This window comes from Flavobacterium petrolei (assembly GCF_003314435.2).
Taxonomy (GTDB): domain Bacteria; phylum Bacteroidota; class Bacteroidia; order Flavobacteriales; family Flavobacteriaceae; genus Flavobacterium; species Flavobacterium petrolei.
Map to the genome: position 1 here is coordinate 84,105 of NZ_QNVY02000007.1, position 11,235 is coordinate 95,339.

Annotated in this window: 5 protein-coding genes and 1 rRNA gene; 4 read left to right on the top strand and 2 right to left on the bottom strand. The window is 34.4% G+C overall.

Annotated features, from left to right (window positions below; all coding sequences use genetic code 11):
• Nucleotides 1–86: 86 nt before the first annotated feature.
• The 4 genes from gltB to DR871_RS15905 all read left to right on the top strand — a co-directional run bounded on the left by gltB (nt 87) and on the right by DR871_RS15905 (nt 9,029).
• A complete protein-coding gene (gene gltB, locus DR871_RS15890) occupies nt 87–4,604 on the top strand; it encodes a glutamate synthase large subunit (RefSeq protein WP_113667054.1) in 4,518 nt (1,505 codons plus the stop codon).
• Nucleotides 4,605–4,606: 2 nt separating this feature from the next.
• A complete protein-coding gene (locus DR871_RS15895; RefSeq protein WP_113667053.1) occupies nt 4,607–6,061 on the top strand; it encodes a glutamate synthase subunit beta in 1,455 nt (484 codons plus the stop codon).
• 172 nt (nt 6,062–6,233) lie between these two features.
• Entirely contained in the window at nt 6,234–7,454 is a 1,221-nt protein-coding gene (gene lysA, locus DR871_RS15900) for a diaminopimelate decarboxylase (protein WP_113667052.1), read from the top strand.
• Nucleotides 7,455–7,613: 159 nt separating this feature from the next.
• A complete protein-coding gene (locus tag DR871_RS15905) occupies nt 7,614–9,029 on the top strand; it encodes an alkaline phosphatase (protein WP_113667051.1) in 1,416 nt (471 codons plus the stop codon).
• 79 nt (nt 9,030–9,108) lie between these two features.
• Here the strand turns inward: DR871_RS15905 and pafA are convergent, their stop codons facing one another.
• Together pafA and rrf are read right to left on the bottom strand one after the other, a co-directional pair.
• Nucleotides 9,109–10,725: an alkaline phosphatase PafA gene (gene pafA, locus DR871_RS15910; protein ID WP_113667050.1), complete on the bottom strand. Its 1,617-nt coding sequence runs from the start codon at nt 10,723–10,725 to the stop codon at nt 9,109–9,111.
• Nucleotides 10,726–11,114: 389 nt separating this feature from the next.
• Nucleotides 11,115–11,224: ribosomal RNA gene (gene rrf / locus DR871_RS15915) — 5S ribosomal RNA — on the bottom strand.
• Between the last annotated feature and the right edge of the window lie 11 nt (nt 11,225–11,235).

Below are 11,235 nucleotides of genomic sequence, written 5' to 3' on the forward strand. Positions count from 1 at the left end.
TGTTAGAACTGTAAAAACAAGGGGCTTTTAACTTTTAAGCCTATTATATGTTACTAAATCTTTAATTTTGTAAAAAAAAATTAAGCATGAAAGTTAAAGAACAAGGCCTTTATTTGCCCGAATTTGAACACGACAATTGCGGAGCAGGATTCATTTGTAATTTAAATGGAATTAAGTCAAATGATATTATACACAAAGCACTGGATATTCTAATCAAATTAGAACACCGGGGCGCTGTAAGTTCAGATGGCAGAACTGGAGATGGAGCAGGAATACTATTTGATATCCCACATGATTTTTTTAAGAAAGTTTGTGAATTTGAAATCCCGGAAACTAAGGAGTATGCAGTAGGAATGGTTTTTATGCCAAAAAGTAAAAACCAAGTTGTTTTTTGTAAAACCACTTTTGAAACTTCGATACGCGATCAAAATCTAGAAATATTAGGATGGAGAGACGTTCCGGTTGACGCAACAAATTTAGGACGAATAGCCGGCGAGAAAGAACCAACAGTAAAACAGGTATTTGTAGGTAAAAATGGTTTGGACCTTACGGAACAACAATTTAACGCTAAATTATTTGCAGCGAGAAAAATATCAGAACACGTGATTCGAAATTCAAGAATTTCAGAAAGTCATATGTTTTATTTTTCCAGTTTCTCGACGACGACTATAATATATAAAGGTTTGTTGATGCCAGAAGACATCAGCAGGTATTATACGGATTTATTGGATGACGACTTAGTAACCCGATTAGCGTTAGTTCACCAACGATTTTCTACCAATACATTCCCATCTTGGGAATTAGCGCAACCTTTTCGTTATATGTGTCACAATGGTGAAATCAATACACTTCGTGGTAATATTAGCCGTATGCGTGCTCGTGAAGAATTGATGAAAAGTGATGTTTTTGGTGATGATATCAAAAAATTATTTCCAATTATTTTAGAAGGAAAATCAGATTCCGCTTCAATGGATATGGTAATTGAACTGTTATTGATGACCGGTCGTTCTTTGCCGGAAGCCATGATGATGGTGGTTCCTGAAGCTTGGGAAAAACACCAAACGATGTCAGCCGACAAAAAAGCGTTTTACGAGTACAACGCTTGCATCATGGAGCCTTGGGATGGTCCAGCTTCTATTCCTTTTACTGATGGAAACGTTATTGGTGCTTTATTGGATAGAAATGGATTGCGTCCTTCCCGGTATACATTGACTAAAAGTGGTTTCGTAATTATGTCTTCAGAAATTGGTGTTCTTGACATCAAACCAGAAGATGTGATACAACATGGTCGTTTAGAACCCGGAAAAATGTTCCTTGTGGACATGAACGAAGGGCGAATTATTGAAGATGACGAAATCAAAAATGCTATTGTTACCAAACGTCCTTACCAACAATGGTTGGATGAAAATTTAGTACAATTGGCTCAAATACCATATACGGATAATCCAATTCCAGTAGAAAACATAGATTTTGAAACAAGACAAAGACTCTTTGGATACACTTTAGAGGATTTAAAAACAATCATAAACCCTATGGGAGCTCAAGGTGCAGAAGCATTAAGCTCTATGGGAAATGACACTCCGTTAGCAGTTTTATCAGATCAACCACAGCTCTTATACAACTATTTCAAGCAGTTGTTTGCTCAGGTTACCAATCCACCATTGGATGGTATCCGCGAAGAAATTATCACGGATATCAGTTTAGCAATTGGTGGCGATTATAATATTTTTGACATTGTTCCCAAACATTGTAAGAAACTAAAAATTCAAAATCCAGTGATTTCAAACGAGGATTTAGATAAAATAAGAAACATTGATCATGCTGATTTCAAATCAGTCACTATTTCTACATTATATGATATAGAAAAAGGAGTAAACGGATTAGAACGCGCTTTAGAAAGAGCCGTACAAGCAACTTTCAAAGCAGTTACTGAAGGTTGCAATATTGTAATTATTTCTGACAGAGGTGTGAGTGAAAAAATGGCTCCAATACCAATTTTACTGGCGTGTTCTTACATTCATCATTCGCTTAACATTTTAAAAGTTCGTTCTAAATTTGGAATCATAATTGAATCCGCAGAACCTCGAGAACCACATCATTTTGCCTTATTATTTGGTTATGGAGCCAGCGCAATCAATCCTTACATGGTGAATGAAATAATTCACAACCAAGTAAACGAAGGTTTCATCACTGGTGTAAAAGCGGATTATGCCATCAAAAATTATAACAAAGCTATTGCAAAAGGGATTCTGAAAATCATGAATAAAATTGGTATCTCGACCTTACATTCATACAGAGCGGCACAAATTTTTGAAATTTTAGGATTAAATAAAACATTCACTTCTAAATATTTCCCTTACACTCCTTCCCGAATTGAAGGAATTGGTCTGATGGAAGTCGAAAAAGAAATCAAGAAACGATACCAAAAAGCATTTCCAAATTCAAAAGTCAGTAATTTATTGCCTTTAGAAATTGGAGGAATTTACCGATGGAGAAGAAATGGGGAAAAACACATGTTTAACCCAACAACGATCTCTAAATTACAACAAGCAGTCCGTCTAAATAGCCCTGAAAGTTATAAGGAATATGCCAAAATGGTCAATGATCAAAGTGAAAACTTGATGACTATTAGAGGTTTATTTGAATTTAATAACTTAGATCCTATTTCAATTGACGAAGTGGAACCATGGACTGAAATTGTAAAAAAATTCAAAACTGGTGCCATGTCATATGGCTCCATAAGTCAGGAAGCTCATGAAAATCTGGCGATTGCCATGAACAGAATTGGTGGAAAAAGTAATTCTGGAGAAGGTGGAGAAGATCCAAAGCGTTTCCAAAAAGACTTAAATGGAGATTCTAGAAATAGTGCTATAAAGCAAGTTGCTTCTGGAAGATTTGGAGTTTCTATAAACTATTTGACCAATGCCAAAGAGATTCAAATAAAAATGGCTCAGGGTGCAAAACCTGGAGAAGGTGGACAATTACCTGGAGAAAAAGTAGTGCCTTGGATTGCTGAAGTTAGGAATTCAACACCTTACGTTGGATTAATTTCACCGCCGCCACACCACGATATTTACTCTATTGAAGATTTATCACAGTTAATTTTTGATTTAAAAAATGCCAATCGTGAAGCTAGAATTAATGTAAAATTAGTTTCTGAAGTAGGTGTTGGAACAATAGCTGCAGGTGTTGCTAAAGCAAAAGCCGACGTGATTTTGATTTCAGGATACGACGGAGGAACCGGAGCAGCGCCGTTAACTTCACTACAACATACGGGTATTCCTTGGGAACTTGGACTTGCCGAAGCGCAACAAACATTAATCTTAAATGATTTAAGAAGTCGCGTAGTTTTAGAATGTGACGGACAATTGAAAACTGGTCGTGATGTCGCTATTGCTGCATTACTTGGAGCTGAAGAATTTGGTTTTGCAACAGCGCCTTTAGTAGCATCTGGTTGTATCATGATGAGAGCATGTCACTTGAATACCTGTCCAGTTGGTATTGCAACGCAAGATCCTGAATTGAGAAAAAATTTCAAAGGAACGCCGGAACACATCATCAACTTCATGTATTTTATTGCTGAAGAGTTGAGAGAAATCATGGCACAACTTGGATTTAGAACATTAAAAGAAATGGTAGGACAATCTCAAAAATTGAATGTCAATAAAGCCATTAAGCATTATAAAGCAAGTGGATTAGATTTATCTACAATTTTATATAAGCCAGAAAAAGCTAAAGAAGTTCCAAATCATAATACTACTACACAAGACCACGCTTTAGACCATGTACTTGATTTTGAAATTATAAAAGCAGCTATTCCTTCTATTTATAGAAAAGAAAAAACAAGAGTTACTTTTGATATCAAAAATACAGATCGTTCCGTTGGCGCTATATTGAGTAATGAAATTTCAAAAATATATGGTGCTCAAGGTTTACCTGAGGACACCATATTAGTCGATTTTACAGGATCAGCAGGACAAAGTTTTGGTGCTTTTGCAACTAATGGTTTATCATTCAAAATTCATGGAAACTGTAATGATTATCTAGGAAAAGGGCTTTCAGGTGGTAAATTGATTATCAAAGTCCCTCCTACTGCAACATTCAAACCAGAAGAAAATATCATCATTGGTAACGTGGCACTTTATGGAGCAATCACTGGTGAAGCGTATATAAATGGTATGGCCGGAGAACGTTTTTGTGTGAGAAATTCTGGAGCAACAGCCGTTGTAGAAGGGATTGGAGATCATGGTTGCGAATATATGACTGGAGGAACTGTTGTAGTTTTAGGGAAAACAGGAAGAAATTTTGCAGCTGGAATGAGTGGTGGTATTGCGTATGTTTTTGATCCAAATAAAAAATTCGACGCTACCTTATGTAATATGGAAATGGTTGCTTTTGAAACATTGGAAGATGATGACTTTACTAAACTGAGACGTTTGATAAAAAATCATTCAATGTATACCAACAGCCCTTTAGCAAAAAGAATTTTAGAAGATTGGGAAAACCAACGCGGCCATTTTATCAAAGTAATGCCAACAGATTACAAAAAAGCATTGCAAAGATTAGCCGAAGAAAAACAAATTGAAGAACTACTAGCACTATAGTTATGGGAAAGATAGGAGGATTTAAAGAATATAATAGAACTGACGAAAGTAATATAGTTGTTGAAGAACGTGTTTCAAATTACAATGAATTCACAATTACAATACCTAAAGATAAAATCAAAGAACAAGGATCCAGATGTATGGATTGTGGTATTCCTTTTTGTCACAGTGCTTGTCCATTAGGAAATTTGATACCAGATTTTAATGACATGGTGCATCAGGAAGAATGGGAAAGTGCCTTGAAAATACTACAATCAACCAATAATTTTCCAGAATTTACTGGTCGTTTATGCCCAGCTCCATGTGAAAAATCATGTGTGTTAGGAATTATTAGCGAGCCTGTAGCTATCGAAAATATTGAAAAAAATATTATAGAAAGAGGTTTTGCTGAAGGTTGGATCAAACCACAAACACCAGAAGTCAGAACAGGGAAAACTGTAGCTGTAATAGGTTCTGGTCCTGCAGGTTTGGCTGCTGCACAACAATTAAATCGTGCTGGACATTCTGTTACTGTTTTTGAAAGAGACAATGCCATTGGTGGATTATTACGTTACGGAATTCCAAATTTCAAATTAGAAAAAGGAATTATAGACAGACGCGTTGCTGTTTTAGAAGCTGAAGGAATTACTTTTAAAACGAATGTAAATGTTGGCGTAAACTATAGTATTGAAGAATTGAACACTTTTGATTCTATAGTATTATGTGGTGGCGCAACAGAAAGACGAAGCTTACCAACCAAAGGAATAGAAAGTAAGGGAGTTGTTCAAGCGATGACTTTCTTGACACAACAAACAAAATCACTATATGGTGAGGTAGTTGCTGATCAAATAATGGCGACCGGTAAAGATGTGATTGTTATTGGTGGTGGAGATACTGGTTCTGATTGTGTGGGAACTTCAAACAGACACGGAGCTAAATCGGTTACTAATTTTGAGATTTTACCAAAACCACCAGTTGGAAGAAGTGAAACTACTCCTTGGCCATTTTGGCCATTGCAATTAAAAACTTCCTCTTCACATGAAGAAGGTTGTAATAGAAACTGGTTAATCAACACCAAAGAATTCATTTCTAATGAAAAAGGAGAACTCGTAGGTTTAAAAACTGTTGAAGTGGCTTGGAAAATGACACCTGGGCAAAAACCTGAATTGATAGAAAAAGAAGGTTCAGAAAAAATATGGCCTTGTGATTTAGCTTTATTAGCACTTGGATTTACAGGACCAGAGAAAACATTAAGTGATCAATTAGGATTAGAAATTGATATGAGAAGCAATTATAAAGCAACCAATTATCAAACGAATGTTCCTCATGTTTTTACTGCGGGCGACATGCGAAGAGGACAATCATTAATTGTTTGGGCAATATCTGAGGGTCGTGAAGCTGCCAGAGAAGTCGATAAATATTTAATGGGTTATACCAATTTACCAACTAAAGGAAATGGCGATTTACCCAACTTGTAGTTCTTGATAGCATTACATAACCCTTGACAGAAAAATTTTGTCAAGGGTTATTTTTTTTAAAAAATTTCAAATAAATGTTTAATTTATAACTTTTTGTTAGAATTTGTTAGAATTCGTTCATTAACTTGTGGGACTAAATAAAGAGTAATAAATTTGCTCAAAATTAATAATCATGCAATCAAAAGACTTAGTACAATTAGCAGAACAATTTGGCAGTCCATTATACGTTTATGATGCCGAAAAAATACAATCTCAATACAATAGATTAACTAAAGCTTTTTCAAAGGTAGAAAAGTTGCGCATCAATTATGCAATGAAGGCTTTGTCGAATGTTGCTATACTTCAGTTATTAAAAGAAATGGGATCAGGATTAGATACTGTTTCCATTCAAGAAGTATTATTGGGACTTCATGCTGGCTACGACCCCGAAAAAATATTTTACACTCCAAATGGTGTTTCTCTTGAAGAAATTGAAGAAGTTTCAGCCATGGGAGTTCAAATCAATATCGATAATTTATCCATATTAGAGCAATTTGGTACAAAATACCCAAATGTTCCAGTATGCATCCGAATAAATCCGCACGTAATGGCTGGTGGAAATGCAAATATATCTGTTGGTCATATCGATAGTAAATTTGGTATTTCTGTTCACCAATTACCTCATTTGGTTCGCATTGTTGAAAATACAAAAATGAACATTGTGGGTATTCATATGCACACAGGTTCTGACATTTTGGATATCGAAGTATTTTTGTATGCTGCTGAAATATTATTTGATGCCGCCAGAAACTTCAAAAACCTTGAATTCCTAGACTTCGGAAGTGGATTTAAAGTGCCTTATAAAAAAGACGATATTGAAACTGATATTGAAGAATTAGGTAAAAAACTATCAAAAAGATTCAATGCTTTTTGTACCGAATACGGAAAAGAATTAACCTTAATATTTGAACCAGGGAAATTTTTAGTAAGTGAAGCAGGATTCTTTTTAGCTAAAGTAAATGTCGTTAAACAAACAACTTCAACAGTTTTTGCGGGAATAGACAGCGGTTTTAATCATTTGATTAGACCAATGTTTTATGGTTCACAACATCATATCGAAAATATATCTCATCCAAAAGGGAAAGAACGCTTTTACTCCGTAGTAGGATATATTTGCGAAACTGATACTTTTGCTAATAATAGAAAAATTGCAGAAATAAAAGAAGGTGATATTTTATCTTTTAGAAATGCAGGAGCTTATTGCTTCTCCATGGCTTCCAATTATAACTCGAGATACAAGCCCGCCGAAGTTTTATGGATGAATGGTGAAGGGCATTTAATCAGAGCACATGAAACCTTTGAAGATTTACTTAAAAATCAAATTCCGTTACCAGTTGCTGTAACAACAGAATAAACTAAATAATCCCATTTGCGACCGTAAATGGGATTATTTTTTAAATACCAAAACCAATCTCTTCGTAAAATTATTTTATTCCAAAAAATAATCAATCCTTAACATATTCAGTAAAAGAGTTTCTTTACTTTTGAAATTCTTATAAAAAAACTCAAACGAATGAATAGACGGAAATTTTTCAAGAACGGTTCTTTATTTGCTATTGGTGCTTCACTCTTAAATCCCTTTGAAGGTAATGCGAACGAGTTAGATTTTGACACTTTAAAAAAAAATAAAAAAGCAAAAAATATAATTGTAATCGTTAGTGACGGAATGAGCATTGGTACACTAAATATGGCTGACATCTATTTGAATAGAAAAACAGGTATAGGGAGTCATTGGATCCAATTGTATAAAGATAACAAAGTAACACGAGCATTGATGGACATGGCATCAGCATCATCAATTGTTACAGATTCCGCTGCAGCAAGTTCTTCTTGGGGAGGTGGGTTTCGTGTCAAAAATGGCTCCCTAAATGTAGGCGTAAACGGAGAAGAATACATTCCAATATGGCAAAAATTCAAAAAATCAGGAAAAATGGCAGGATGTGTTACGACTGTTCCTATAACACATGCCACACCTGCGGGTTTTTGTATTGCTTCAAAAAGTAGAAACAGTCAGGAAAGTATTGCTGAAATGTATCTTAACTTGAAGTTTGATATCATGATGGGTGGCGGAAATAACTATTTCTCCAGTGACGGCCGTAAAGACAAACGTGATATGTATCACGAATTTTCAAAAAATGGATTTTCTGTTGTAAAAAATAAAAGTGAAATGTTGGCCTGCGATAACAGTAAACCAATACTTGGGGTTTTTTATAACGACGGCCTACCCTATTCCAAAGACAGAGAAAGCAGTAAAGAACTAACTGGAACTATTCCAACTCTAGCTGAAATGACGGAACGTGCCATTGTTAAAATGAAAGATCATCCTAATGGTTTTGTACTGCAAGTTGAAGCAGGAAAAGTAGACTGGGCAGCACATGGCAATGACATCGCTGGATTACTTTATGATCAAGTAGCTCATGATGAAGCCGTAAAAGTTGCTATTGATTTTGCTGAAAAAGATAAAAATACATTAGTCATTATCACAACAGATCATGGAAATGCAAATCCAGGAATTATCTATGGAAAAGATGCTAATGAAAATTTTGATTCGATCCAAAATTACAGACAAACTAACGACTGGATTTTAAATGGAATTGGTCAAGAAACATCTGTATCACAAGTAATTGAAAGAATTGAATATGCCAACAAAACTATTTTAAAAGAAGATGAGGCAAAAGAAATTTTGAATTTTTATTCGAATATAAAATTAGAGGAAGGGCTCTATAATCCAAAACATTTACCTTTCAAAGTACTGGCTGACATTCAAAAGAAACACAATTCAGTAGGTTGGATCAGTATGGATCACTCTGCAGATTATAGTGAGTTAGCCATGTACGGACCCGGAAGTGATTTACTAAAACCTTTCATAAAAAACACCGACTTGCATTATTTAATGCTAGAGGCTGCTGAAGTAGAAAATAAATTTTAGAAACAACCATAAAATTAAAAAACTCCAATCTTATTAAAAAGAGAGGAGTTTTTTTTCATCTAAAAAGATTTTAAATCCTTTATTTTTTCTCTAAAAGCGTTTCCAAAACTTCAGATTCAGTTCCATTGGGAAATGGAATTTTCAACATTTGAGAAAGCGTTGGTGCTATTTGAGTGATGTATTTTTTAGTGTGTAATTCTCCTTTTGGAACATGCCATCCATAAAAAAGTAACGGAACGTGTGTATCATAACTATTAGGTGAACCATGTGTAGTTCCTGTGGCTTGATATTCCATATAACCCGTTTTATCAAGTATTACAATGTCTCCATTTTGTTTAGGATCATAACCTTTAGAAATAAAACTTAAGAAATAATCGTCGCCAGAAGATGCTAAAATTTCCTCTTCGGTATACACTCTTTTAACGTGTTCTTGTGTCATTAAAAACTCTTTGAAACTTTGTTTAACTTTAGTTAATTCTAAACCTTTTTGTTTTATAATTTCTTTGTTGAAGAAAATATTAAAGTTAGAATAATCTAATATCAAATCTGAACCAAATGTTTCGTTTGAATGTTTTTTTAATGCCTCAACAATATCTTTGGAAGGAATATTTTTAACATTGTATTTATTATCTTTTAAATAATTAGGATTTTCAGCTCCGGCGTGATCAGCAGTAAGAAAAAGCAAATAATTATCCTTTCCAACGGTCTTGTCCAAATAGTTTAAAAACTGAGCTATAGTTTGATCTAAACGCAAATAAGTATCCTGTAACTCCATAGAACGAGGTCCAAAAGTATGTCCTACATAATCAGTGGAAGAAAAACTAACGGTAAGAAAATCAGTAATTTCATCTTTCCCTAAATCCTCTTTTTCTATTGCTTTCATGGCTAATTCAGCCAATATATCATTCCCAAAAGGTGTAGTTCTTAAAACATCAGCTCCCTTTTCTTTATATATTTTTTTTAAATCATATGGGAAAACCGGAGCGTTAGCTTTATCTAATTTCCCTTCATACGGATTATCATCAGCAAGACTTTCATTATAAGTAGATATGGGCTTCAATAAATCCCAACCTTTATTAATATAATTCATGTATCTCTTTTCTTGATTAAACTCCGTTACCCAATTAGGCAATGCTGAACCATAAAAAGTACTTGAAATGAAAGAACCAGTTTTACTAAACCAAAATGCCCAATTAGCAAAATGACCCGCCGGTAAAATTGCACCACGATCTTTAATACTTAATCCGATTACTTTCCCTTTAAAGTTTGTTGCCATACGCAACTCATCAGTTATAGTCGTACTTAGCAAGTTTTTCGGAGACATTGCTCCTTCTTTTTCTGTACCGTCACCTACTGTTTTTACAGATGCGTCATCCGTACAGTACATAGCTTTTCCAATAGCTTTATTGAACCAATCATTTCCTACTATTCCATGGGTTGATGGAGTCGTTCCTGTATAAATACTTGCATGACCAGGCGCCGTATAAGTAGGCACATAATTATAGTGCATATTGTGAAAAGTATATCCATTATTCATCAATCTTTTAAAGCCATTCTCAGACAAATCATCTGAAAAACGATATAAATATTCCATTTTCATTTGATCTACCACTATACCAACCACTAATTTGGGGCGTTGTTGCGCTTCTGAGTTTAAAGACATAACAAATGTCAAAAACAAAATAATTCTTTTCATATTATACTTTTATAATTAAAACAAAAATACAACTTAAACTTTAATCAAACTCCGAACAAACACCTAAGGATAATAAATTAATCCATTCTTAACTTCATTAAAAATATTTATGCAAAAATTAGTAAGCTATACATGGATAGTTTTATAGCTATTTAAAATCGGTTTTGTTTGAAAAATATTATAAAAGGAGAAATAATACCAGTATAAAACTTGTAGAAATGAGAAAAAGAAGAATTATAATACTCAATAAACTAAAAATTATCCATAAACCTTTTACCATACACAAAAAATTCTAATAAGAAAAGAAAAGTGACTAGCCGAGGCAATGATTATCACTTCTTACCAACAAAAAAAAATCCTCATCAATTGAATGATGAGGATTCTTCAAAGAAAGGCGACGACATACTCTCCCACATAACTGCAGTACCATCTGCGCAGGCGGGCTTAACTACTCTGTTCGGGATGGGAAGAGGTGAGCCCCGCCGCAATAACCACCTTAAGAGGTTATAA

Coding starts and splice junctions, on each gene's coding strand:
- gltB (WP_113667054.1), top strand. CDS start 87: ATGAAAGTTAAAGAACAAGGCCTTTATTTGCCCGAATTTGAACACGAC.
- DR871_RS15895 (WP_113667053.1), top strand. CDS start 4,607: ATGGGAAAGATAGGAGGATTTAAAGAATATAATAGAACTGACGAAAGT.
- lysA (WP_113667052.1), top strand. CDS start 6,234: ATGCAATCAAAAGACTTAGTACAATTAGCAGAACAATTTGGCAGTCCA.
- DR871_RS15905 (WP_113667051.1), top strand. CDS start 7,614: ATGAATAGACGGAAATTTTTCAAGAACGGTTCTTTATTTGCTATTGGT.
- pafA (WP_113667050.1), bottom strand. CDS start 10,725: ATGAAAAGAATTATTTTGTTTTTGACATTTGTTATGTCTTTAAACTCA.